The sequence below is a fragment of the Stenotrophomonas sp. YJH_SMC_16 genome (assembly GCF_059367875.1).
The window spans coordinates 1-23,089 of the sequence record NZ_JCAFRH010000015.1 but is presented as its reverse complement, the minus strand read 5'-3'; the positions used below and the strand labels follow the sequence as shown (position 1 = coordinate 23,089).

The following is a 23,089-nucleotide window of genomic DNA, read 5'->3' as shown; positions in this document are numbered from 1 at the left end:
CGCGCGATGCTGAAGTAAAGCGGGAGCCGGAATGACCGGCTCCCGCGCTGTTCATCAGGCCTGCATGCTGCGGGTCTGGTTCTGCTGTTGTTCCAGTTGCTGATCGCGGTCCTGTGCCAGGCGCTGTCCCGCGGCTTGCTGATCAATCCGCTGGCTGCTCTGCTCCAGCGGCGTGTTCATCGCCACCGCCGTGTCCACCGACACGCGCAGGTGTGCCGGGTCGCCGCCCTGGCCCTGCACCGCGAAGCTGCGTGAGGCGTCGGCATTCATCACCACCTCGTCGATGCGCTTGCCGCCTGCAGCGTGCATCTCCGCCGCCAAGCTACCGGCCAACTGCGTACTCATCACATCCGGCACGCGGCCGACGCGAACGTCCTGCGCATGCACGCCACGGATCGCATCGTTGAACAATGGGTTGCCCAGGTGGTTGGCATCGTCCATGCGCAGCATACTGGTGTGATGGCCGTTCTTCTCCGCCTCGCGGCGTGCCGGTTCACCGGGCTGCAGCGGGCCGCGGATGTGGTCGTACAGATCGATGGCGCCGCCCGGGATGCCCCGTGCCGCGCGGGTGACGCCGCGACGCAGTGACTCGACGTCATCGCGGTACTCCTCGATCATCCTGGCGTTGTCTTTTGCCAGCTTCTGGGTTTCCGGATGTTTCAGCACCGAGCCTTCGTCGAGGAAGTTGCCCAGTTTGTGCGCGCCGAACGAGCTGGTCGCCGCAATGATCGGCCGGTCCGGAATCAGATCACGCAGGGCGTGATTGCTGAAGCCGTTTGCCGCGAGCGTCTTGATCTCGTCGGGCTTGGCATAGATGCGGACCTGGCCGAAATGCGGCGAGGCGGCGCTGACCGGATCGGACGCCATGACGTGATTGATCATGGTGTTGCCGCCTTCCGGAATGCGGTAGCTGAGGCTGACCGCGCCGTAGGCATTGAAGGTCTCGCCCTTGACGTTGAAATGGTGCGAGGTGATCTGGGCCAAGGCGCCGCCGAGGGAGTGGCCTGTGACGGTGACCTGAGGCGCGCGGCCTCCAAATGCAGCTTCCTGCTTCGCATAGTCCAGCGCGCTTTTGGTCAGGGCGATGGCATCGGGGGCCTGCACGTTGGTGCGGGCAACGACCATGCCTCCGTCGGTGAGGATTGCATCACGAGCAATCTGTTCGGTGCCGCGATGAGCGACGACGATCTCGTTGGTGTCGGTGCGTTGGTAAATGGTGCCTTGGTAGCCGTTGAGTCGATTGTCGACATGCTCAAGTACTTTGTACTCGTGTCCGTTGAGCGTGACGTTCTCTTCCTGGCCCGGAGCCCGTCGCCCGACTGCACGATCCTTATAGGCGTCATCGGAAAGTGCGGCGTAGTCCTGAGAGGTGATGGTCATTGGGTGACCTCACTGGCGCTGAGGCTCATGGTGAACAGCTTGCCCTGCAGCTCGGCGACGTAGTCTGCAGGATTGGTCTTGCCCGTGGCCGGATAGTTGGCAGCAAGCGGTGCCCGCGGATAGGCCGCGTCCGGGTAGTAGAGCGTATGCGCGCTACCTTCGGTCAGTGGCTTGGCCTCGACGAAGGTCAGGAAGCGCGTTTCGCCTTCAGCACCCGTTGCCTTCAGCATCGCCCCGGCGCCGGTGAACTCCCACTTGCACACGCCACGGCCGTAGTAGTCCTCATCCAGCATGCGGTCCACGTACAACGTGCCGCGGTATTCGCCGTCAGCGACCTTGCGCAGTTCCACCGGCTCCTGGCTGGTGATGCGTGCGGCGGTACCGGTGGCTGGTTCGATGTGGCCGCACTGGTCTTCGTTGGTGACGTCGTACTGCGCTACGCCTTCGACCACTGCGAAATCACCGGGGGCATCCTTCAGGCGCAGCACCAGTTCATAGGCCTTGCGCGGGCTGGGGTTGAGCTTGGCGAGGCCACGCCCACCCTGGGCGACATCGGCTTCAGCAGCGGCACGTTCCTGGTTCATGGCGGTCTCCGGATTGCAGGCGGTCAATAGAAGCAGAGCAAGGCACGGGATCATCTTGTGGCGCAATGTCGGCCTCCTTGGGGGTAGGGATGGTTGAACTGGCAGCTCATGGCGCGAGTTTCTGCACAGTGGTGGTGGTTGAGAACAGCGCGTTGCGCAGATCTTCGCTGTACCCCGACGGATCTTCCTCGCCACTGGCGCCAAAGTTGGCGACAGTGGCGGCGCGCGGATAGATAAGGTTTGGGTAATAAAGCGTAAGAGGTGAGTCGCTCTCCATGCGCTCCTTGTCGACGAACGTCAGGAATCGCGTATCCGCCTCGCCGGTCGTAGCGCGCAACATCGCACCGACTCCCGTCAGCGCCCAATGGCAGACACCACGCCCGTAGTAATCCTCGTCCTGCATGCGGTCGAGGTAGAAGGTGCCGCGGTACTCGTTCTCACCGACCTTGCGCAGCGTGACGAGCTCCTGGCTGGTAATACGGCTGGCGGTACCGGTCGCCCTCAGGACCCGGCCGCAGTCCTTGTGGTTGCTGGCGTCGTACTGGGCAACGCCCTCGACCACCGCGAAGGGACCAGGGGCATCCTTCAGTGTCAGTACCAGCTCGTAGCCCTGCTGCGGTGACGGGTTGAGCTTGGCCAGGCCGCGTCCACCTGCGGCAACGTCACGCTCTGCGTCCGCGTAGGGCGAGCAGGCCGTCAGTGCCAGCAAGAGGCCCATCGGTACCAGATGGCGTCCCTTGCGTGTCGGCATGGCTACATCCATGGCGGCATCCTGCATCGTGCGTCCGTGTCCATATATCCTTCCCTGGTGACAGGTTTATCGATTATGGAGTGTTCTGGAAACCTGACGCCAGCGACGGCAGGGCGTCTGCGACGGAATTTTGACGCATTCAGCGTTCGGTGGTGTCGCCGAATCGATTGCGGCACGGGCGATTCGAGGTTCGCGGGGCGATTGCGCCTCGCGCTCGACATTTCGCCGCAAATTTGTGACAACGGTCGCAAATTCACCCAATGCTCACGCAAGCGAACATTACGCGATGAACTACACCATCCGTGCCGAAGCCATTGATGATCATGCCACCCTCCGTGCGCTCACCGAGGCCGCATTCCGGGATGCGGCGCACAGCAGCCATACCGAGCAGTTCATCGTCGACGCCCTGCGCGCCCGCGGGCAGCTGAGCGTTTCGCTGGTGGCCGAGATGGACGGGAAGGTGATCGGCCATGTGGCGGTGTCGCCGGTGACGATCAGCGATGGCAGCACGGGCTGGTTCGGCCTGGGGCCGATCTCGGTTTTACCCGCGTGGCAGGGGCAGGGCATCGGTGCGGCCCTGATGCACGCCGCACTTGAAGCACTGCGTCAGCAGGGTGCACATGGCTGTGTATTGCTGGGCGAGCCGGCCTATTACGGTCGCTTCGGCTTCCGTGCCGAGCCGGGCCTGGTCCTGCCGGGTGTGCCTGCAGAGTACTTCCAGGCACTTTGCCTGCAGCCTCCGCTGGCACAGGGCGAGGTGCAGTACTCTCCGGCCTTCGAGGCGACGGCCTGATCCGGGCCTGGCACGTTCCGGCTCAGGGCGCCCGCCAGACAGTCGGTTCGGGTTGCGGCTTCGGAATGCGGTAGCCGCCGATGTGTTCAAGCAGTTCATTGGTACGGCGCTGCTCGACCAGTACCTCACGCAGCAGGTTGCGCACGGCGAAGATGGCGAATGGCACCAGGATCCAGACCAGGCTGATGCCCAGCGCAAACAGGGTCAGCAGGGCTTTTGCACCATCCATGCACGGCGTTCCTTGGTCGAAAGCAGCCACGCTAGCACGTGGCCGCTGCCGACGGATGTCAGCCGTTATGCCGAAGATGGATGAGCGGATACGGACGGCCTTGCGAATCGAGCGGTGAGCGGCCGCTTTCGACGAAGCCCATGCGCAGGTAGAAGCCGACGGCCTGTGCGTTCTGTTCGTTGACGTCAGTGCTCAGCTGCGGATGCTGGGCAAGTGCATGTTGCAGCAGTTGCCGGCCGATCCCGGTGCCACGTACGTCGGGATCGATGAACAGCGCTTCCATGTGCGTGCCGTCGATCAGCATGAAGCCCAGCGGCCGATCCTGTGCATCGACAGCAACGGTCATCGGCGCCTGCGGCAGGAAACCGGCCACTTCGGCATCGATGGCCTGGCGGTCTTCGGCACTGAGGAAGTCGTGGGTGGCGTCGACGGCGCGACGCCAGAGGTCGACAAGGGCGGCGCCGTCGTCGGCGCGAGAGGGGCGCAGGGTGGTCATGGGTTCACCAAGGTGCTTCGGAAGAGTGCGAAGTATGAGGCTTTCCGGTAGCGCCTGCAGGCGAAGATTCATCCCGCGTCGCGGTGGCGGATGAAGGGGCTGTGCGCAGTCGCGTCCGCGCGCAGCACCACCCCATCCTCGAAGTCATCGCTGTCGTTGAAGGGCACGATTGGCCACTGCCGCCAGTGCGTCAGTCGCTCGCGGTAGGAGAGGGTGGCTGCAACCAGTGCTTCGTCGTGGGCCTGCACGCGTTCCGCTGCAAGCCCGGAACGCACGCCATGCACCACGCATGGCTCCATCACCTCGAAGCCGACGTAGCGCAGGCTGTACATCAACGGCCACAGCAGCAATCGGGTGTCGCCTTCGCGGCCGTCCACCGCGCATGCCCGTGCCGATGAACCGGTGGTGACGCTCAGCAATGCACGCTTGCCCTGCATCACGCCATGTTCGTGGCGCTGACGGCTGTTGTACATCGGCCCATATACCAGCACGCGGTCCAGCCAGCCCTTGAGGATGGCTGGCGCCGCGAACCACCACAGCGGGAACTGCAGGATCACCAGGTCTGCGACCCGCAGCAGGTGCAGGTGACGTCGCACATCGGCGGGTAACTGCTCCAGTTCGGCGCTGTGGCGTTGTTCGCGCTGGGCATCGAAGCGCTCGGGCTGCAGGCGCCGTGGATGGTGCCAGGCCGCTTCCAGCGGATCGAAGCCTTCCGCATACAGGTCGACCACATCCACCTGCGAGTGGTCGTGCCTCAGCTGCTCGGCCGCCTGCGCGGCGAGGTGGGCATTGAAGGAGCGGGGTTCGGGGTGGGCAAGCAGGATCAGGGCGCGCATGGGCGAGGTGTTCGAGGAGTGTGCGACCATCCTCGCGGTGCCGGCATGCCCCGGCAATTACGCACCTTGAGGTAACCATGGCCTATCCGGGCGATGTCTATGCCGCCGATTGCTCGGCGCGCGATGCGCTGGCGCTGATCTCCGGCAAGTGGGTGATGCTGCTGCTGCCGGCATTGGCGCAGGGCCCGCTTCGCAACGGCGCGTTGCTGCGGAAGATCGAAGGCATCTCGCAGAAGGTGCTGACCCAGACTCTGCGACAGCTGGAGCGCAATGGGCTGGTCGAGCGGTGTGACCGGGGCAGCAAACCGCTGCATGTCGAGTACCGCCTGACCGAGGTCGCGCACGGTCTGGTCGAGACGTTGTCCGCCCTGGACCGCTGGGCGGAGCACAATTTCCCGGCGCTGGATGCGGCCCGCGAGCGCTTCGACGCGCGCTAGCGGCGCCTGTACGGCCCGGGGCGTACAATGCGGCCCCGGCGGCCATCCTGGCCCTGCACACACGCGAGAACCGCCATGACCGACGCCCTGGGCGTGCCGGTGCACGACACCGATGAACACTGGATGCGCCACGCGCTGGCGCTGGCCGAGCGCGCGCAGCGCGAGTTCGACGAAATTCCGGTCGGAGCCGTGCTGGTGGGTGCCGATGGCCAGCTGCTGGGGGAGGGCTGGAACCTCAACATCGCCTCGCACGACCCCAGCGCGCACGCCGAGATCGTGGCGATGCGGGCCGGCGGAAAGCTGCTGGCGAACCACCGCCTGCTCGGCAGCACGCTGTATGTGACCCTGGAGCCGTGCGCGATGTGCGCGATGGCGATCGTGCATGCACGCGTCGCCCGTCTGGTCTACGGCGCCAGTGACCCCAAGACGGGCGCCTGCGGCAGCGTGTTCGACCTCATTGGCGACGCCCGCCACAACCATCGCGTCGAGATTCACGGCGGGGTGCTGGCCAAGGAGGCCAGTACACGCCTGACCAATTATTTCCGCGCCAAACGTGGCAAGCCGCCGCTGCTGCTCGAAGACCACGTCGGCGAGGGCTGAGGGGCGAACGGGTATGATGGGCGCCTCTTTTCATTACCGGTAGGCCGCGCGCCTGCCCAGCAACGAGGCGACACAATGGCGGACACCGGCGCGGCCAACGAACGACTGATCTGGATCGACCTGGAAATGACCGGGTTGGACACCGACAACGATTCGATCATCGAGATCGCCACCGTGGTCACCGATGCCCAGCTCAACGTGCTGGCCGAGGGCCCTGAATTCGCCATCCATCATCCGCTGGAAACGCTGGAAGCGATGGACGAGTGGAACCGCAACCAGCATCGTCGTTCGGGCCTGTGGCAGCGCGTGGTGGACAGCACCACCACGCTGGCCCAGGCCGAGGCGCAGACCGTGAACTTCCTGGCACAGTGGATTCCGGCCGGCCTGTCGCCGATGTGCGGCAACTCGATCTGCCAGGACCGCCGCTTCCTGCACCGCCAAATGCCCCGCCTGGAGAAGTATTTCCACTACCGCAACCTGGACGTGTCCACGGTGAAGGAACTGGCCAAGCGATGGGCGCCGACCGTGGCCGCCGGCGTCGGCAAGAACAGCAACCACACCGCGCTGAGCGACGTGCACGACTCGATCGCCGAGCTGCGCCACTACCGCCAGTTCATGGGGGCGCTGTCGGGCTTGCCGACAGCCTGATTGGTGGTGCCAATCAGCATCAGGTGCTACCAATCAAAAGGGCACCGCCGGCGCTGAGAAACGGGGGTAGAACCGCTCCCCCGGTTTCCACTCTCAAGGAGACCAGTTGGGTCCCGGGTCGGGACCCCTGCCATACAGGTTGACTGCCCGGGCGCAAGTGAAATGAACCGGTCGGCAACCGTTGGGGCAGGTCTGGCGTGCGACTTCGGTGCCGAGCGCCAACTCATTGTCGCTGCGGAAGACCACTTCAAACCGGCCGGTGTCGTAGTGCTGCAATGCGTAGGCGCATCTTTCAGTGAACGAGGCAATGATCTCGCACTGTGTTCCGCTGCGCTTGTTACAGGTCTTCAAGGCCTGTTTCTCGGCAGCCTTCTGTTTGTGTTGGCGAACGCTCCAGCCGAGGAGTGTGCCATTCGGCGAACGGGCAAATGCAACCCATTCGGAGCCCATCTTTACTCGGGTGGTTGGTGCGGACGGAGAAAGCCCGGCATCGCCACCACCGCCTCCGGGAATCGGCGCACAACCCAACACGCCTTGCCCGCCAATGGGGTAGGAACCCGGTGGGCATCGACCTTCGGCCTTGACGATGTGAGGCAGGCCGAGAGCAGCCAGGAAAAGGGGGCAGATCAGCAGTAGTCGGGCGAGCATGGGGCGTCCTTGCCTGGGTTGTTCCATGACCCCATGCAAGCGGGGCCGCTGCTGGGATCATAGACCGGTGCCGAGGGCGCTACCACCCTCCGTTCAACTCCCTGGCGCTAAGATCGGCGCCATGAACGAGCCCATCCTGCTCCCCCGCGACATCGCCCACGACGCCCGCGACTGGTCCGACCTGCAGCGGGCGGTGGCGCTGCTGGAGGCGCCGACCCTGACCGCGCGCATGGCCAACCTGGTTGGCACGCCGCTGGAGTTCGCGGTGAAAGCACTGCCCAGTTCGGTCTCCAACCGCATCCACGGTGCGGTGCAGGCGGCGCTGACCAAATCGGCGCAGGCCGCGCTGTGGAGCATGGACAACACCCCGGGCAAGGGGGCCTCCACCCGCTGGCACAAATTGGCGGCGGCCACCTCCGGCGCGGTCGGCGGGGCATTTGGCTTTGCGGCCTTGTTCATCGAGCTGCCGGTGTCGACCACCATCATGATGCGCGCGGTGGCCGACGTGGCCCGCAGCGAGGGCTTTGACCTGTCCGAGTTCAGCACCCGCCAGGCCTGCCTGGAGGTGTTTGCGCTGGGTGGCAACTCGCCGCGCGATGACGCCAGCGAGACCGGCTACTACCTGGCCCGCGGCTTCACCACCGACGTGATGCGCCACCTGTCGGCCGAATTGGCCGGGCGCGTGGTGACCGGCCGCGACCTGACCTTGGGCGTGGCACCGAAGGAGGCCGGCAAGCTGCTGGCGAAGATGGTGGAGAAAGTGGCGGCGCGTTTCGGCGTGGTGGTCACCGAGAAATTCGCCGCGCAGGCGGTGCCGATTGTCGGTGCCGCTGCAGGTGCAACGCTCAATACCATGTTCACCGACTACTACCAGGACATGGCGCGCGGTCACTTCATCGTGCGCCGGCTGGAGCTGAAGTACGGGGAAGACGTGGTGCGCACCTGCTATGACCGCGTGGCGCATGGCGCGGTAAAGATCGAACCCCGCCTGGAGTAGATCCACGCCATGCGTGGATGAGCCTTCATGCCGGGCCATCCTTGCCTGCCGGGCACAACTGTTTTGCCACAACACGCCTGTTGCCTTTCGCAGGCGGTCCCCATTCTTGCTGGCACTCCCCCCGCAAGAGATGTCCGCCATGTTGTTCACCTCCCACCGTCTGGGCCCGCTGACCCTGCCCAACCGCATCGTGATGCCACCGATGACCCGCTCGCGTGCGGCTGCCGGCAACGTTGCTACCGCCGAGATGGCGACCTACTACGCGCAGCGTGCCGGTGCCGGCCTGATTGTCAGCGAAGGCACCCAGATCAGCCCGCAGGGCCAGGGCTATGCCTGGACGCCGGGCATCCACAGCCCCGAACAGGTAAAGGGCTGGCGGCAGGTGACCGATGCGGTGCACGCCGCCGGTGGCCGCATCTACGCGCAGTTGTGGCACGTCGGCCGCGTCTCGCATGTGGCCCTGCAGCCCGATGGCGCAGCGCCGGTGTCTTCCTCGGCATTGCTGGCCGATGGCGTGAAAGTGTTCGTCGACCCGACAGGGGCAGGTCCCGAAGCCGGCGTCGGCGAGATGATCCAGCATTCGATGCCGCGTGCGCTGCGCGAAGACGAGATTCCGGGCATCGTCGCCGATTACGCGCAGGCCGCCCGCAATGCGCTGGAGGCGGGCTTCGACGGCGTCGAACTGCATGGCGCCAATGGCTACCTGATCAACCAGTTCATCGACTCGCAGGCCAACCAGCGTACCGATGGCTATGGCGGTTCGCTGCAGAACCGGCTGCGCTTCCTGCGCGAGGTCGTGCAGGCGGTGGTCGAGGTTGCCGGTGGCGAGCGTGTGGGCGTGCGCCTGGCGCCGCTGACCACGCTGCAGGGGGCGGTGGACGATACGCCGCAGGCGACCTATCTGGCTGCCGCACACCTGCTCGGTGAGATGGGGGTGGGCTACCTGCACATTGCCGAAGCGGATTGGGATGATGCGCCGCTGATGCCGGTGGCGTTCAAGCAGGCGCTACGCATGGTCTACCCGGGCACGCTGATCTACGCCGGCAAGTACACCGCCGAGCGCGCCGGGCAGGCGCTGGCCGAAGGCTGGGCCGACCTGATCGGTTTCGGCCGGCCGTTCATTGCCAACCCGGACCTGCCTGAGCGCCTGCGTACGGGTGCAGAACTGAATCCGCCGGATCGCGCCACATTTTTCGGTGGTGGTGCGAAGGGTTTCACCGATTACCCGGCGCTGGAAGAGGCCGCCGAGGCCTGATGCCCATCGGTGGGTGCCGACCGTTGGTCGGCACTCCCGGGTTGGATCAGGGCTTGTCGCGCACCAGCGCGTCCGCTTCGACCACGCCGCCATCCTTGCCATGCAGGTACAGGTGCATGTCCTGCTGCGGGTACGGGATGTTGATGCCGGCCTTGTCATAGCCCAGCTTCAGCTGTTCCAGCAACGTGACTTTGGTACCGAACCAGTCGGCCGACTTCACGTAGCAGCGGATGCCGAGGTTGATCGCGTGCGCGCCGAGTTCGTATACCACCACGTCCGGTGCTGGCGTCTGCAGCACGCGCGGGTCGGCCTTCATCAGCGCCAGCGCGGTGTCGCGTGCCAGCTGGATGTTGTCTTCGTAGCCGATGCCGATCACCAGTTCGACGCGACGGGTCGGTTCGGCGGTGAGGTTGATGATCGGCGCGGCGGTGATCAGTGTGTTCGGAATGGTGGTGTGCTGGTTGTCGGCGCCGGTAAGCACGGTCTGGAAGATGCGCACTTCGCGCACGGTGCCGGTCTGGCCGGCCACGGTGACCACATCGCCCACGCGGAACGGTCGCAGCGTCACCAGCATCACGCCCGAGGCGATGTTGGACAGCGAATCCTTCAATGCCAGGCCGACCGCCAGGCCAGCGGTGCCGAGCACGGCCAGCAGCGGGGTGATCTGCACGCCCAGCGTGCCGATCGCCAGCACCACTACGATCACAAGCGATGCGGCATACACCACGTTGCGCAGAAAGCTGCCGAGCATCGGATCCACGCCCATGCGCGCAGTGGCGCGCGGCATCGCATTGGACAGGCGTCGTGCCACCCACATGCCGACCAGCAGCACCACGATGGCGGCCAGCAGCGGCACACCATAGGTCTCCAGCAGGCGTTCCCAGTCGAGCGAGTGGAACCAGGGCGTTGCGGCGGGCGAGGGCGGTGCGGCGGCGATCATGCGGAAATTCCTTTGCTGCTGCGGGACAGGTGCGAGGTACGCGTGGCGTGCAAGGACGCCAGAAACAGCAAGCCCCGCAGAGGCGGGGCTTGCGTGCAGCAGCAGTATCGGCTGACGCCGATGAACACGACGTCAGCCTGCGGCCTTTACGGCATCAGCCGTTGGCCTTCAGCTTGGCCAGGCGCAGCCAGGTATCGACCACGGTGTCCGGGTTCAGCGACACCGACTCGATGCCTTCCTGCATCAGCCATTCGGCCAGATCCGGGTGATCGGACGGGCCCTGGCCGCAGATGCCGACGTACTTGCCCTTGGCGCGTGCGGCCTTGATCGCCATCGACAGCAGCTTCTTCACTGCCGGGTTACGCTCGTCGAACAGGTGCGCGACGATCGACGAGTCGCGGTCCAGGCCCAGGCTCAGCTGGGTCAGGTCGTTGGAGCCGATCGAGAAGCCGTCGAAGATTTCCAGGAATTCATCGGCGAGCAGTGCGTTGGACGGCACTTCGCACATCATGATGATCTTCAGGCCGTTCTCGCCCTGCTTCAGGCCGTTCTGTTCCAGCACCTCGATGACCTTGCGGCCTTCTTCCAGGGTGCGCACGAACGGAATCATGACCCACAGGTTGTCCAGGCCCATTTCGTTGCGCACGCGCAGCACGGCCTTGCACTCCAGCGCGAAGGCGGCCGAGAAGCTCGGGTCGACGTAACGGCTGGCGCCGCGGAAGCCGATCATCGGGTTCTCTTCGTGCGGCTCGTAGTTGCTGCCGCCGATCAGGTTGGCGTACTCGTTGGACTTGAAGTCCGACAGGCGCACGATCACCGGGTTCGGCGCGACCGAAGCAGTGAGGGTGGCGATGCCTTCGGCCAGGCGGTCCACGTAGAAGCTGACCGGATCACCGTAGCCGGCGATCTTCTCGTCGATCTTCTTCTTGGTCGCGGCATCCTGGTGGTCGTATTCCAGCAGCGCGTTCGGGTGGATGCCGATGTGGCTGGCGATGATCATTTCCAGGCGGGCCAGGCCGATACCTGCGTTCGGCAGCTGGCCGAAGTCGAAGGCACGTTCCGGGTTGGCCACGTTCATCATGATCTTCAGCGGTGCCGGCGGCATGTTGCCCAGATCGGTGGTGGTGCGCTCGAAGCCGAGCTTGCCTTCGTAGATGAAGCCGGTATCGCCTTCAGCGCAGCTGACGGTGACCAGCTGGCCATCTTCGATGACCTTGGTGGCGTTGCCCGAACCGACCACGGCCGGCACGCCCAGCTCGCGCGCGATGATCGCGGCGTGGCAGGTACGGCCACCGCGGTTGGTGACGATGGCCGAGGCGCGCTTCATCACCGGCTCCCAATCGGGATCGGTCATGTCGGCGATCAGCACGTCGCCCGGCTGCACGCGGTTCATGTCGTCCAGCGTCTTCACCACGCGGGCTACGCCCGAGCCGATCTTGGCACCGACGGCACGGCCTTCGGCCAGCACGTTGCCGCCCTTTTCGGTCAGCGCGAAGCGCTCGATCTGGGTGGCGTGGCTGCGCGACTTCACCGTTTCCGGGCGTGCCTGCACGATGAACAGCTTGCCGCTGACACCGTCCTTGGCCCACTCGATGTCCATCGGGCGGCCGTAGTGCTTTTCGATGACCAGCGCCTGCTTGGACAGTTCCTGCACGTCCTCGTCGCTGATCGAGAAGGTGTTGCGCAGCTCTGCCGGGGTGTCCTCGATCTTCACGCGCTCGCCGGGGACGTCCGAATACACCATGCGGATCGCCTTGCTGCCGAGCGAGCGGCGCAGGATCGCCGGCTTGCCGGCCTGCAGGGTGGGCTTGTAGACGTAGTACTCGTCCGGGTTGACCGCGCCCTGCACGACCATTTCGCCCAGGCCGAACGAAGAGGTGACGAACACCACGTCGCGGAAGCCGGACTCGGTGTCCAGGGTGAACAGCACGCCGGAGGAACCGACGCCCGAACGCACCATCAGCTGCACGCCGGCGGACAGGAACACGTCCTCATGCTTGAAGCCGTGGTGCACGCGGTAGGCAATGGCACGATCGTTGTACAGCGAGGCGAACACTTCCTTGACCTTGTGCACGACGTCGTCGGCACCGGTGACGTTGAGGAAGGTTTCCTGCTGGCCGGCGAAGGATGCATCCGGCAGATCCTCGGCGGTGGCCGACGAACGCACGGCCACGGCCACGTCGCCGCCGCCATTGTCGGCGCTCAGCTTGGCGTAGGCGGTGCGGATGTCCTGGTCCAGCTGCGGCTGCAGCGGCGCGTCGATCACCCAGCTGCGGATCTCCTTTCCCGCGGCGGTCAACGCGTTGACGTCCTCGACGTCCAGCGTGGCCAGCTTGTCGAAGATGCGCTTGGACAGGTCGTTGTGCGCGATGAAGTCCTTGAAGGCTTCAGCGGTGGTCGCATAACCTCCGGGAACGGAGACGCCCAGACCGGCCAGATTGCCGATCATCTCGCCCAGCGAGGAATTCTTGCCGCCTACGCGGGCCAGGTCGGCCAGACGCAGTTCGTGCAACCACAGGATGTTCTCGTTCAAGCGCGATGCTCCGTTTGGCCATCGCCCGAGGCGGGCTGAGTGGCCGCGTCCGTAGGAAGAAGCCGATATGATGCCGGGCAGACCGCTGTCGACACAAGCTTGTGTTGGCGGCCCTTTTAGGCTTCGTAGGGGGTAAAAGCGCGCATGTCGACCATCCGTCCGGTGTTCTACGTTTCCGATGGAACCGGTATCACCGCTGAAACCATTGGGCATAGCCTGCTGACCCAGTTCTCCGGGTTCAGCTTCATTACCGACCGGATGTCGTTTGTCGACGACCCCGAAAAAGCCCGGGAAGCCTGTTCCCGGATCCAGGCGGCGGGGGAGCGGTACCAGGTCCGGCCGATCGTGGTGAACTCCTGCGTGGACCAGAGCCTGAGCCTGATCCTGGCCGACAGTGGTGCCCTGATGCTGGACGTGTTCGCGCCGTTCATCGAGCCGCTGGAGCGTGAGTTGTCCAGTTCGCGCGTGAACCGTGTGGGCCAGGCCCATGGCATGGTCGACTTCGATACCTACCACCGCCGCATCAACGCGATGAACTTCGCGCTGACCCATGACGACGGTATCGCGGTGAATTACGACGACGCCGACGTGATCCTGGTGGCGGTGTCGCGCGCCGGCAAGACACCCACCTGCATCTACCTGGCCCTGCATTACGGGGTGCGCGCGGCCAACTACCCGCTGACCGACGAGGACCTGGAAAGCGACCGCCTGCCGCCACGGCTGCGCAACTACCGGCGCAAGCTGTTCGGCCTGACCATCGACCCGGACCGCCTGCAGCAGATCCGCCAGGAGCGCCGCCCGAACTCGCGCTACGCCAACCTGGATACCTGCAAGCGCGAGGTGGCCGCGGCCGAGGTGATGTTCCAGATGGAGCGGATCCCGACCCTGAGCACCACCCATACCTCGATCGAGGAGATTTCCAGCAAGGTGCTGGCCACGCTGGGGCTGCAGCGCGAGCTGTATTGAGGCGCGCGCCACGACCAACGGTCGTGGCCTACCGATGCTGCGGGAAACCCTCGTGCGTGGTGGGTATCGACCGGTGGTCGATACCGGGCCCCTTTGGCCGGGGCGATCCCGCCCCCACGTTGAAGCACCAACGTGTAGGATCGACCCATGGCCCGAGCCTTGCCCCGCACCGAACGCATTCCCCGCCTGAGCCGGCTGAGCTGGCTCATGGGCCTGTACGCGGAAAACTACCGCCACCTGGTGCGCCTGTTCGAACCGGCCGGACTGGTGGCGGGCAGCTACATTTCCTCGATCGGCGACGGCCTGGATGTTCGTCTGGACGTGATCGAGTGCCACCGTTACACGGTGGAACTGCGCCTGACCTACGACCTGGCCGACCCGGTCACCGGAGAGCCGGACCCGTCGGCCTATGTGCGGCTGTACCGTGACGCCCGCCAGGCCGAGACCACCCACTGCTACGTGGGCCGCCGCTGGCAGGACACGATGGGCCTGTATCCGCCGCCGGCGGAGCTGATCAGCCATCGCATGCGGATGAACACCTTCCTCGGCAAGTGGCTGGAATACCTGGCCGAGCGCGGCCACGGCGTCGCCACCCTGCGCCGTGATCCCGATGGTGCCGGCACGCCCACTGAGCGCCGCCTGTCGCTGGTGCGCTGATCGGCCATAATCCACGGCTGACCTGCCGCTGGATGCTGCCCCATGCCGTATACCCCGATCGTCGCCACCCTGGGCTACGTGCTGTCGCCCGATCGTCGCCAGGTGCTGATGATCCATCGCAATACCCGCCCCGGTGACCATCATCTGGGCAAGTACAACGGGCTGGGTGGAAAGATCGAGGCGGACGAGGATGTGGCCGCCAGCATGCGCCGCGAGATCCAGGAAGAGGCCGGTATCGACTGCACCAGCATGCGCCTGCGCGGCACCATCAGCTGGCCGGGTTTCGGCAAGCACGGCGAAGACTGGCTGGGCTTCGTGTTCGTCATCGATGGATTCGAGGGCACCCCGCACGGCGGCAACCACGAGGGCACGCTGGAGTGGGTGGACCTGGACAAGCTGGACACGCTGCCGATGTGGGAGGGCGACCGCAACTTCCTGCCGCTGGTGTTCGATACCGACCCTCGCCCGTTCCACGGCGTGATGCCGTACAAGGACGGCCGCATGGTGAGCTGGTCCTTCAGCCGTCTGTAACCTGGCGAATCGTGTGGGTGCCACCCATTCCGGTGGGGGCCAACCGTGGTTGGCACGCTCTTCTGGTTGATTAATGCCCGGGTAATATTGACGGCCGCAAATTACCCGGGCAATATTGGCGCATCGCCTCTGATGCCATTGCCATGCCTGCGTCCCGACTTCCTCCCTTCAGCTGTTTCGACGGCCATCGCCTGGTCGCTTCCGGTACCCCGGAGGTGGCGGCGCTTGCGCTGAAACAGCTGCGCGCCGGCAACGTTGCCGGTCCGCTGCTGGTGTTCGACAACGCTACCGGTCGCACCCATGATTTCGACACACGCGGCAGCGACGCAGAACTGCTGGCGCGGGTGGCGGAGGCGTTTCCATCGGCCGTGGAAGCGGACGCCGGAATCGCTCCCGAAGACGCACCTGTTGCCCCGCGCGGTCGCGGCCGCCCCAAGCTGGGCGTGGTTGCCCGCGAAGTGACCCTGCTGCCGCGCCACTGGGCGTGGCTGGCCGAGCAGCCCGGTGGGGCCTCGGTAGTGCTGCGCAGGCTGGTGGAGGCGGCCAGCCGTGCCGGTGCGGACAAGGACCAGCAGCGTCGCCACAGCGAGCGCACCTATCACTTCCTGCAGACCATCGCCGGTGACCTGCCTGGTTTCGAGGAAGCGATCCGTGTCCTGTTCGCGCACGACCGGTCGGGCCTGGAAATGGCGTTGCGCAGCTGGCCCGAGGATGTGCGCAACCACGCCCTGCGCCTGGCATTCGAGAGCGCCGACGGCTGAGCCATCGCGCCGTCGTTGAGCAGCGGCGCCACCTGATCGCGGGCCACGGCCCGCTCCCCTGTGCTTGCTTTGCTGGCGGAAACGCCGGGCAGGGCAGCGCCTTGCCCAGAGAATCCCATGACCACCCCTGTACATCCGACACCCCCGGCCGCACCACCGCTGTGGCGCACCTACCTGGCCCTGCTGCTGCCGATGCTGCTGACCAATGCGCTGCAGCTTGCCGCAGGCACGCTGGACAACATCTACCTCGGCCATCTGCTGGGGACGCAGGCGGTGGCTGCCGCCGCAGCGTTCTTCCCGGTCTTCTTCCTGCTGTTGGCCCTGGTAATGGGCCTGGCGACCGGTGCCATGGTGCTGATCGGCCAGGCCTGGGGCGCGGGCCGGCCGCAGCAGGCGCGCGCGGTGGCCGGCAGTGCGGTGGCACTGATTCTGCTGTTGTCAGTGCTGGTGATGGCGGTGGGCGGCGGTTTCGCACCAGAGCTGCTGGTGGCACTCGGTACGCCGGCCCCGATCCTCGGCGAATCCATCGTCTATGCCCGTGTCCTGTTGCTGGCGGCACCGGTGTTCTTCCTGCTGTGGCTGGCCACTGCGGTGAGCCGCGCGGTGGGCGATGCGAAGACGCCGCTGCATGCGCTGCTGTTGGCCACGGTGGTCGGCCTGCTGTGCACGCCGCTGCTGATCCTGGGCTGGGCCGGCCTGCCGCGGCTGGGCGCAGCCAGTGCGGCAGTCTCGGCGGCGCTCGCCTCGCTGCTGGCCCTGGCCTGGCTGATGTGGCGGTGGCAGCGGATGGGGCACCCGTTGGCACCGGGGCATGAGTTACTGCGATCGATCCGTTTCGATGGAGCACTCATCCGTCCGATGCTACGCATCGGCGTACCGTCCTCGCTGCAGATGCTCAGTCTGGCCGTGGCCGAGATCGTGCTGCTGGGCTGGATCAATCGCCACGGCTATACCGCCACGGCCGCCTACGGCGCGGTCAATCAGTTGATGAGCTGGGTGCAGCTGCCTGCGATGTCGCTGGGCATCACCGCCACCATCCTCGCCGCGCATGCGATGGGGGCGGGACGTACGGCACGGCTGCCCGCCATCGCCCGCACCGGCGTGCTGCTTGGACTGGCGATACTGAGCGGGGTGGTGGTGCTGGTTGTGGCGCTGGCGCCCTGGTTGACTGGCCTGATCCTGGCGGCGACCGACGTGCGCGAACTGGCCACGCAGCAATTGCGCACCGTGGTGTGGGGCGTGCTGGCGATGGGGGGCAGTGCGGTGCTGGTCGGAGTGATGCGAGGCGGTGGCACGGTGTTGTTGCCCGCGTTGCTGGGCATGGCGGCCGTATTGCTGCTGGAGCTGCCACTGGCGATGTGGCTGCAGTCCCGGCACGGTCTGGCCGGGCTGTGGTGGGCGTGGCCGCTGGGGTTGCTGGCCATGCTGGTGATGCAGGTGCTCTGTTTTGCTCGCTGGAGGCGGGCGCAGGCTGGGTAGTGCCGGCCGCTGGCCGGCAATCCGGAATGGCCGGGGCAGCCGGCCAGCGGCCGGCTCTACCACTCGGTCAGGCGGGCAGCTTCAGTGCCGCTGTGCCAGCAGTAGGTGGAAGTGCTTTTCGCGGGTCTGGCCGTCATTGCCGGCCGCGGATTCCCGGTGGCTGCGCCAGGCCGAGACACGGAAGCCCGATACCCGCAGTGCGAGCTCCACCACATCCAGCTCATGCAGTTGGAAGTCGGCAGCGAATGCCAGGCTGCGCATGAAGCTGGCGTCGCCAAAGGCCAGGCACAGGCGGCCGCCCCGGCGCAGTACCCGCGCCAGCTCGTCCAGCACCGGGGCCAGGTTCGGCCAGAAGTACAGGGTGTTGACCGCCAGCGCGGCATCCATCGCGGCATCGGCGACCGGCAGCGCATGGGCGTCGCCGTGCCGCATCGCCGCACGCTCGGCCAACCCGGCGCTGGCCAGCCGCTGGTTGCCGGCCTCGACCATGGCGGTGGACAGCTCGATGCCCAGATAGTGGCTGCCGGTGGCCTGCAGCATCAGCGGCGCGAAGGCCGCATTGCCCGGGCCGACCTCCAGGACCTGTTCACCGGCGCCGACGGCCAGCAGTCCGATCGCGGCCAGGTTGAGTGCGCCGTTGCTGCGGTTCATCGAGTCGGCGACCGCCAACGCGGCCTCGCCATGGGGCTGCCGCAGTTGTGCGGCCAGGGTGGGAGCATCCAGCATCATCATCGTCCATTACAGAGTTTCGGACGTGGCGGCGGCGGGTCCGCCGGTGACCATAGCGCCGACCTTGTGGCTTGGGAAGTAGGGAAACCCCGATGCAGGGTGATGAGGAAATGTCCAACGTCGCAGTCGGTGAGATCTGGTTGTCCACAGGGGGTGTGGATTACGCGTGGGCAACTTTGTGGATAAGCCGCGACAGGCGCCACCCCCCTAGGCTGTCAAGATGGGTGGCGAAAAATTCACCGCTGGTGAGGGCAGGTGAGGGAGCGGTGAAGGCTGGGTCCTGCCAGCGCTGTCGCCAGTGGCGGCGCTCGCGGTAACCTGTGGGCCTTGATGCTCCGTGAGACCCCATGAAACGTCACTTCTCGATGCTGCGCGAATTCCAGCTGGCCGACTGGTTCACCCTGGCCAATGCTTTCTGCGGCACCGGTGCGGTCTTTGCCGCGATGCGCTTCCTGCAGGACGGCGAGCGCGGCTACCTGCTGTTCGGCATGGCGTTGATCCCGCTGGCTTTCATCTTCGATGCGCTCGACGGGCGCATCGCGCGCTGGCGCAAGTCCAGCTCTACCCTGGGTCGCGAGCTGGACTCGCTGTCCGACGTGATCTCCTTCGGCGTGGCGCCGGCGGCGCTGGCCTATGCCTGCGGCATGCAGGGCGGCTGGGACTGGCTGGTGCTGAGCTACTTCGTCTGCTGCGGCGTCAGCCGCCTGGCGCGCTACAACGTCACCGCCGAGGCGCTGGCCGGCGACGAGGGCAAGGTCAGGTTTTTCGAGGGCACTCCGATCCCGACCAGCCTGGTGCTGGTGATCGTGCTGGCGATCGCCGCCGGTACCGATGCCATCGGCCAGGACCTCTGGTTCGGCCAGTGGCAGATCGGTCCGTGGCAGCTGCACCCGATGGTGCTGCTGTTCGCCCTGTCCGGGTCGCTGATGATCAGCAAGACCCTGCGCATTCCCAAGCCATGAGCCAGCCCTGCGGAGGCCTGTGATGACCAGCTCGGCCCATGACGCCGGCAGCAGCGATTTCGAAGCCCTGGCGCGGCAGTACTTCGGCGCCTGGGGCGATGCCCTGCGCCATGCGAGCACGCCCGGTGCGCCGGCCGGTGACGACCCCGGCAGCTGGCAGCGGTTGTTCGACTGGTGGGGCCAGCTGTTGCCCGAACAGGGGCAGGGCGCACCGGAAGATGCCGTGCGCCGGTTCCGCGAACAGGCGGGCAGCTGGTACGGCACCATGCAGGAAGTGGCCGCGCGTTTCGCCGGCCGCGACGCCAGCAGCGCGGACGTGGCCCAGGCCTGGCGCGAGGCGGTGCAGGGGCAGGGCGACGGCATGCTGCAGTGGATGCTGCAGGGGGCCCGTGGCAGCACCCACGCCGGCGCCGCCGTGCCCGAATTCGCCGCATGGCTGCAGCAGTTCCAGCTGCAGGCTGGCCCGTGGCTGCAGAGCCCGGCATTCGGCCCGGGCCGCGAACACCAGGCGCGCTGGCAGGCACTGCTGCGCGCACAGGAAGAATACCAGCAGCATTCGCGCGCCTACGTTGATCAGATCAGACAGGCGCTGGATGAGGCCTTTGCGCTGTTCGAGCAGCGCCTGGCCGAGCACGAACAGCCCGGCACCCAGCTGACCAGCGCCCGCGCGATGTTCGACCTGTGGATCGAAGTGGCCGAGGAGGCCTACGCCAAGGTCGCCATGTCCGAGCCGTTCCAGCAGGTATATGCCTCGCTGGGCAACGCACAGATGCGCCTGCGCGCCGGCCTGCAGCGTGAGGTGGAACAGATGAGTGAACGCATCGGCCTGCCGACCCGCAGCGAGATGGATGCCGCACACCGCCGTATCGCCGAGCTTGAGCGCAGCCTGCGCCGCCTGCAGGCACAGGTGGCGGTGCTGGCTGGAACTGCCGAGGTGGACCCAGTGGCGCAGCCGGCGCCGGCGAAGGTGAAGCCGGTCGTACGCAAGGCCGCGAAGAAGGCCGCGCCGGCAAAGAAGGCGGCTGCGAAAAAGGCGTCAGCGAAAAAGGCGTCAGCGAAAAAGGCCGCACCTCGCACTTCCACTCGGACGCGTGACCGATGAAGGGGCCGCTGGGCTTCAACGCCGATGACCTGATGCAGGAAACCCTGGCCATGCAGCGCAAGCTGATGGAAGGGCTGAAGCTGCTGCCGCAGGTGGAAGACGTGGACTATGGCGTGACCGCGCGTGAGGAAGTCTGGCGCGACGGCAAGGTGGTGCTGTACCGCTTCGTCGGCGAACAGCCACCGACCCGGCGTACGCCGCTGCTGATCGTCTACGCGCTGGTCAACCGGCCGTACATGGTCGACCTGCAGGCTGACCGTTCGCTGGTGCAGAAGCTGCTGGCGCTGGGCCAGGACGTGTACGTGCTGGACTGGGGCTACCCGGATCGCTCGGAGCGCTTCCAGACCCTGGAGGACTACCTGCTGCGCTACATCGATGGCGCCGTCGATGCGTTGCGTGCGCGCAGTGGTGGCCCGGTCGACCTGCTGGGTATCTGCCAGGGCGGCGTGTTCGCACTCTGCTACGCCGCGTTGCGCCGGCAGAAGCTGGGCAAGCTGATCACCATGGTCACCCCGGTCGATTTCCAGACGGCCGACAACATGCTCTCGCACTGGGCGCGGCAGGTGGACGTGGACCTGCTGGTCGACACGCTGGGCAACATCCCGGCCGACCTGATGAATGCCAGTTACCTGATGCTCAAGCCGTTCCGCCTCAATGTGCAGAAGTACGTGGGCCTGCTCGACATCCTCGATGACAAGGCCGCGCTGGAGGACTTCCTGCGCATGGAGAAGTGGATCTTCGACTCGCCGGACCTGGCGGGCGAGGCGTTCCGCGACTTCATCAAGCAGTTCTACCAGGGCAACGGATTGATGAACGGCACGGTGCGGATCGGCGAGGAAGCGGTGGATCTGTCGCAGGTGACCCTGCCGGTGCTGAACATCTACGCCGAGCAGGACCATCTGGTACCGCCGGACGCCTCGCGCGCGATGCGTGGGCGCTTGGGCACGGACGACTACACCGAGTCCAGTTTCCGCGGTGGCCATATCGGCATCTACGTGTCCGGCCGTGCGCAGCGCGAAGTGCCGGCCACGATCGATGGCTGGTTGAAGGCGCGTGACCTGTAGAGTCGAGCCATGCTCGACTGACCTGGGGGGATGATGACGTACCGGATTCTGTTGATTCTTGCGGCACTGCTGGCAGCGCCGCTTGCCCACGCCGCACCCAGTGCGGATGCACGGCGGGAGATCGCCCAGCTGATCGCCAGCCTGGACGGCTCTCAATGCCGCTTCCAGCGCAATGGCAGCTGGTACGACGGCAGCGACGCGCGCGCGCATCTGCAGCGCAAGTACGACTACCTGCTGAAGAAGGACATGGTGGACAGCGCCGAGCAGTTCATCGAGCGCGCCGCCAGCCAGAGCAGCATGAGCGGCAAACCCTATCGCATCCATTGCCCGGGACAGCCTGAACAGACCGCCGCGGCCTGGTTTGGTGCCCGGCTGCAGGCCCTGCGCCACCGCACGCCGTAGACATGGGGGCGGTGTAGAGTCGAGCCATGCTCGACTGCTTTTCCCGCAGCCCAGGAGAACCGCCATGAACACCACGCCGCGCACGCTGTCGCGTTCGTTGAACGACCGCATGATTGCCGGCGTGATGGGCGGCATCGCCCACCGCTTCGGCTGGAACCCCACGCTGGTGCGGATCGTGTTCGTGCTGGTCTCGATCGGCTCGGCGGCCTTCCCTGGCATCCTGGTCTACCTGATCCTGTGGCTGCTGATGCCGAACGAGGCCGATTGAAGACTGCCCCTGAGCCCTGGCCGATCTGGCTGCGCGCGCTGCAGGTACTGGGCGCGGTGTGGACGTCACCCAATTCCCTGATCGGCCTGATCGGCGGCCTGGCCGGCATGCTCGGCGGCGCGACATTGCGCTGGAGCGGCCGTGACTGTGCGTTGGTGTTCGACCGCTGGCCGTGGGGGCCGGGTGGGGCGATCACGCTGGGCAATGTGATCCTGCATACCGGTCATGATCTGGGCATTTCGTGCCGGACCTATGCGCATCAGGCGGGGTGGGGCGTGGAGCCGCTGATCCGGCTGGACGACCACGAACGCGCGCACGTCTACCAGTACATGGTGCTGGGGCCGCTGTACCTGCCGGTGTACCTGCTGTGTGGCGGGGTGAGTGCGCGGAATCCATTCGAGCGCGCAGCCGATCATTTCGCCCGGTACGGGCGTGGCTGGTGGCCGTAGGTTCCAGCCAACGGCGCAGCCCCTCGTGGCGTGGTTGCGGAATACGTTTCATGCGATTGGGCCGGGCGGGATGGGTTCGCGGGACACGCCGTAAACCCATCCATGGGGGCTCGATGGCGCCATCCATGGCGCCAACGGTCCCGCGAACCCATCCCGCCCGACCTCTGACAGTTTCCGTGCGCGTCCAGCCACGGAGAAGAATAAGAACGGCAAAAGCGGGTCGCGCGCTGCGCTTGCTCGTGTAGAGCCGAGCCCACGCTCGGCTGCTTTCAGGCCAGCTCGCGAAGCCGAGCGCAGGCTCGGCTCTACAACAAAAAAGCGGCCAGCCAGGCTGCCTTTGCTTTTGATCTTCTTTTTTCTTCTCCGTGGGTGGCGGCAGGCACCAGGAATCTGTCAGCGGCCGGGAGGGTGGGTAGGGCGGGGTGTCCGCGGCATGGATGCCGCGGCCAAGCCCCATGGATGGGTTGTGGTGGTCTAATCAACTTGGACACTCGATAGGATCAATTTCAAGCATCGAGGTAGACCCATGGCAAAGCAGATCACTCAGGGCATGAGGGACGAGGCGGTTCGCCTTGTGGTTGTGGAGGGGCAG

27 protein-coding genes are annotated in these 23,089 nt (G+C 66.0%); 17 read left to right on the top strand and 10 right to left on the bottom strand.

The window, feature by feature from the left end; genetic code table 11:
* Positions 1-54: 54 nt before the first annotated feature.
* The 3 genes from AC5P6E_RS20750 to AC5P6E_RS20740 are packed head-to-tail and all read right to left on the bottom strand — an operon-like array spanning position 55 to position 2,727.
* On the bottom strand, positions 55-1,380 hold the full coding sequence (locus AC5P6E_RS20750; protein ID WP_197576748.1) for an XVIPCD domain-containing protein: 1,326 nt from the start codon (positions 1,378-1,380) through the stop codon (positions 55-57).
* Positions 1,377-2,030, bottom strand: a complete 654-nt coding sequence (locus AC5P6E_RS20745; protein ID WP_029379978.1) for a hypothetical protein — start codon at positions 2,028-2,030, stop codon at positions 1,377-1,379. Before AC5P6E_RS20745 ends, AC5P6E_RS20750 begins: the two co-directional genes overlap by 4 nt.
* Before the next feature lie 40 nt (positions 2,031-2,070).
* Positions 2,071-2,727, bottom strand: coding sequence for a hypothetical protein (locus AC5P6E_RS20740; protein ID WP_408022894.1), 657 nt, complete (start codon positions 2,725-2,727; stop codon positions 2,071-2,073).
* A gap of 274 nt (positions 2,728-3,001) precedes the next feature.
* Between AC5P6E_RS20740 and AC5P6E_RS20735 the strand changes: the two genes are divergently transcribed.
* The gene (locus AC5P6E_RS20735; RefSeq protein WP_010484888.1) at positions 3,002-3,508 is read left to right on the top strand and encodes a GNAT family N-acetyltransferase; all 507 of its coding nucleotides are present in this window, start codon (positions 3,002-3,004) and stop codon (positions 3,506-3,508) included.
* A 22-nt stretch (positions 3,509-3,530) separates the two neighbouring features.
* On the opposite strand, the gene AC5P6E_RS20730 is transcribed toward AC5P6E_RS20735, so the two are convergent.
* The 3 genes from AC5P6E_RS20730 to AC5P6E_RS20720 form a co-directional block, all read right to left on the bottom strand.
* Positions 3,531-3,737 (bottom strand): hypothetical protein, encoded by a 207-nt coding sequence (locus tag AC5P6E_RS20730; RefSeq protein ID WP_005410107.1) that lies wholly within the window; start codon positions 3,735-3,737, stop codon positions 3,531-3,533.
* Between the two features lie 58 nt (positions 3,738-3,795).
* A complete protein-coding gene (locus AC5P6E_RS20725; RefSeq protein WP_010484891.1) occupies positions 3,796-4,233 on the bottom strand; it encodes an acetyltransferase in 438 nt (145 codons plus the stop codon).
* A gap of 68 nt (positions 4,234-4,301) precedes the next feature.
* The gene (locus tag AC5P6E_RS20720) at positions 4,302-5,069 is read right to left on the bottom strand and encodes an NAD(P)H-dependent oxidoreductase (RefSeq protein WP_043403253.1); all 768 of its coding nucleotides are present in this window, start codon (positions 5,067-5,069) and stop codon (positions 4,302-4,304) included.
* A gap of 77 nt (positions 5,070-5,146) precedes the next feature.
* Here AC5P6E_RS20720 and AC5P6E_RS20715 point away from each other — a divergent pair, with 77 nt between their 5' ends.
* From AC5P6E_RS20715 to orn, 3 genes are all read left to right on the top strand, one after another.
* A complete protein-coding gene (locus tag AC5P6E_RS20715; RefSeq protein ID WP_010484895.1) occupies positions 5,147-5,506 on the top strand; it encodes a winged helix-turn-helix transcriptional regulator in 360 nt (119 codons plus the stop codon).
* A 75-nt stretch (positions 5,507-5,581) separates the two neighbouring features.
* Positions 5,582-6,106: a tRNA adenosine(34) deaminase TadA gene (tadA, locus tag AC5P6E_RS20710; RefSeq protein ID WP_049436615.1), complete on the top strand. Its 525-nt coding sequence runs from the start codon at positions 5,582-5,584 to the stop codon at positions 6,104-6,106.
* A gap of 75 nt (positions 6,107-6,181) precedes the next feature.
* Positions 6,182-6,754 (top strand): oligoribonuclease, encoded by a 573-nt coding sequence (gene orn, locus AC5P6E_RS20705; protein WP_228354623.1) that lies wholly within the window; start codon positions 6,182-6,184, stop codon positions 6,752-6,754.
* A gap of 93 nt (positions 6,755-6,847) precedes the next feature.
* Here the strand turns inward: orn and AC5P6E_RS20700 are convergent, their stop codons facing one another.
* On the bottom strand, positions 6,848-7,402 hold the full coding sequence (locus AC5P6E_RS20700) for a DUF4189 domain-containing protein (protein ID WP_228354622.1): 555 nt from the start codon (positions 7,400-7,402) through the stop codon (positions 6,848-6,850).
* 121 nt (positions 7,403-7,523) lie between these two features.
* On the opposite strand from AC5P6E_RS20700, the gene AC5P6E_RS20695 reads away from it, so the two are divergent.
* Together AC5P6E_RS20695 and AC5P6E_RS20690 are read left to right on the top strand one after the other, a co-directional pair.
* Complete coding sequence (locus AC5P6E_RS20695; RefSeq protein WP_010484901.1) at positions 7,524-8,399, top strand: EcsC family protein; 876 nt, start codon at positions 7,524-7,526, stop codon at positions 8,397-8,399.
* Positions 8,400-8,538: 139 nt separating this feature from the next.
* A complete protein-coding gene (locus AC5P6E_RS20690) occupies positions 8,539-9,654 on the top strand; it encodes an alkene reductase (protein WP_191863653.1) in 1,116 nt (371 codons plus the stop codon).
* Positions 9,655-9,700: 46 nt separating this feature from the next.
* On the opposite strand, the gene AC5P6E_RS20685 is transcribed toward AC5P6E_RS20690, so the two are convergent.
* Positions 9,701-10,594, bottom strand: coding sequence for a mechanosensitive ion channel family protein (locus tag AC5P6E_RS20685; protein WP_088026354.1), 894 nt, complete (start codon positions 10,592-10,594; stop codon positions 9,701-9,703).
* 154 nt (positions 10,595-10,748) lie between these two features.
* Positions 10,749-13,127 (bottom strand): phosphoenolpyruvate synthase, encoded by a 2,379-nt coding sequence (gene ppsA / locus AC5P6E_RS20680; protein ID WP_049413580.1) that lies wholly within the window; start codon positions 13,125-13,127, stop codon positions 10,749-10,751.
* 144 nt (positions 13,128-13,271) lie between these two features.
* On the opposite strand from ppsA, the gene ppsR reads away from it, so the two are divergent.
* The 5 genes from ppsR (at position 13,272) to AC5P6E_RS20655 (ending at position 17,521) form a co-directional block, all read left to right on the top strand.
* Positions 13,272-14,093 carry a posphoenolpyruvate synthetase regulatory kinase/phosphorylase PpsR gene (gene ppsR / locus AC5P6E_RS20675; protein ID WP_010484909.1) on the top strand — a complete coding sequence of 274 codons (822 nt, stop codon included), beginning with the start codon at positions 13,272-13,274 and terminating at the stop codon, positions 14,091-14,093.
* Positions 14,094-14,240: 147 nt separating this feature from the next.
* Positions 14,241-14,750 (top strand): DUF1249 domain-containing protein, encoded by a 510-nt coding sequence (locus AC5P6E_RS20670; protein ID WP_010484911.1) that lies wholly within the window; start codon positions 14,241-14,243, stop codon positions 14,748-14,750.
* Positions 14,751-14,792: 42 nt separating this feature from the next.
* Positions 14,793-15,281, top strand: a complete 489-nt coding sequence (locus AC5P6E_RS20665) for an NUDIX hydrolase (protein ID WP_483697734.1) — start codon at positions 14,793-14,795, stop codon at positions 15,279-15,281.
* Positions 15,282-15,424: 143 nt separating this feature from the next.
* A complete protein-coding gene (locus AC5P6E_RS20660; protein WP_054172003.1) occupies positions 15,425-16,042 on the top strand; it encodes a DUF2239 family protein in 618 nt (205 codons plus the stop codon).
* Positions 16,043-16,159: 117 nt separating this feature from the next.
* Complete coding sequence (locus AC5P6E_RS20655) at positions 16,160-17,521, top strand: MATE family efflux transporter (RefSeq protein ID WP_049436622.1); 1,362 nt, start codon at positions 16,160-16,162, stop codon at positions 17,519-17,521.
* Positions 17,522-17,602: 81 nt separating this feature from the next.
* Here AC5P6E_RS20655 and AC5P6E_RS20650 read toward each other — a convergent pair whose 3' ends face one another.
* Positions 17,603-18,253 carry a class I SAM-dependent methyltransferase gene (locus AC5P6E_RS20650; protein ID WP_483697730.1) on the bottom strand — a complete coding sequence of 217 codons (651 nt, stop codon included), beginning with the start codon at positions 18,251-18,253 and terminating at the stop codon, positions 17,603-17,605.
* Positions 18,254-18,597: 344 nt separating this feature from the next.
* Between AC5P6E_RS20650 and AC5P6E_RS20645 the strand changes: the two genes are divergently transcribed.
* The 6 genes from AC5P6E_RS20645 (at position 18,598) to AC5P6E_RS20620 (ending at position 22,497) form a co-directional block, all read left to right on the top strand.
* Entirely contained in the window at positions 18,598-19,212 is a 615-nt protein-coding gene (locus tag AC5P6E_RS20645; protein ID WP_019338201.1) for a CDP-alcohol phosphatidyltransferase family protein, read from the top strand.
* 22 nt (positions 19,213-19,234) lie between these two features.
* The gene (gene phaE, locus AC5P6E_RS20640; protein ID WP_495231314.1) at positions 19,235-20,314 is read left to right on the top strand and encodes a class III poly(R)-hydroxyalkanoic acid synthase subunit PhaE; all 1,080 of its coding nucleotides are present in this window, start codon (positions 19,235-19,237) and stop codon (positions 20,312-20,314) included.
* Positions 20,311-21,378, top strand: coding sequence for a class III poly(R)-hydroxyalkanoic acid synthase subunit PhaC (gene phaC / locus AC5P6E_RS20635; RefSeq protein ID WP_495231312.1), 1,068 nt, complete (start codon positions 20,311-20,313; stop codon positions 21,376-21,378). The genes phaE and phaC overlap by 4 nt, the downstream gene beginning before the upstream one ends.
* Before the next feature lie 33 nt (positions 21,379-21,411).
* Positions 21,412-21,780, top strand: a complete 369-nt coding sequence (locus AC5P6E_RS20630) for a YfeK family protein (RefSeq protein ID WP_329762893.1) — start codon at positions 21,412-21,414, stop codon at positions 21,778-21,780.
* A 64-nt stretch (positions 21,781-21,844) separates the two neighbouring features.
* Positions 21,845-22,048, top strand: coding sequence for a PspC domain-containing protein (locus AC5P6E_RS20625; protein WP_010484929.1), 204 nt, complete (start codon positions 21,845-21,847; stop codon positions 22,046-22,048).
* Positions 22,045-22,497: a hypothetical protein gene (locus AC5P6E_RS20620; protein WP_053443238.1), complete on the top strand. Its 453-nt coding sequence runs from the start codon at positions 22,045-22,047 to the stop codon at positions 22,495-22,497. Before AC5P6E_RS20625 ends, AC5P6E_RS20620 begins: the two co-directional genes overlap by 4 nt.
* Positions 22,498-23,089: the final 592 nt, after the last annotated feature.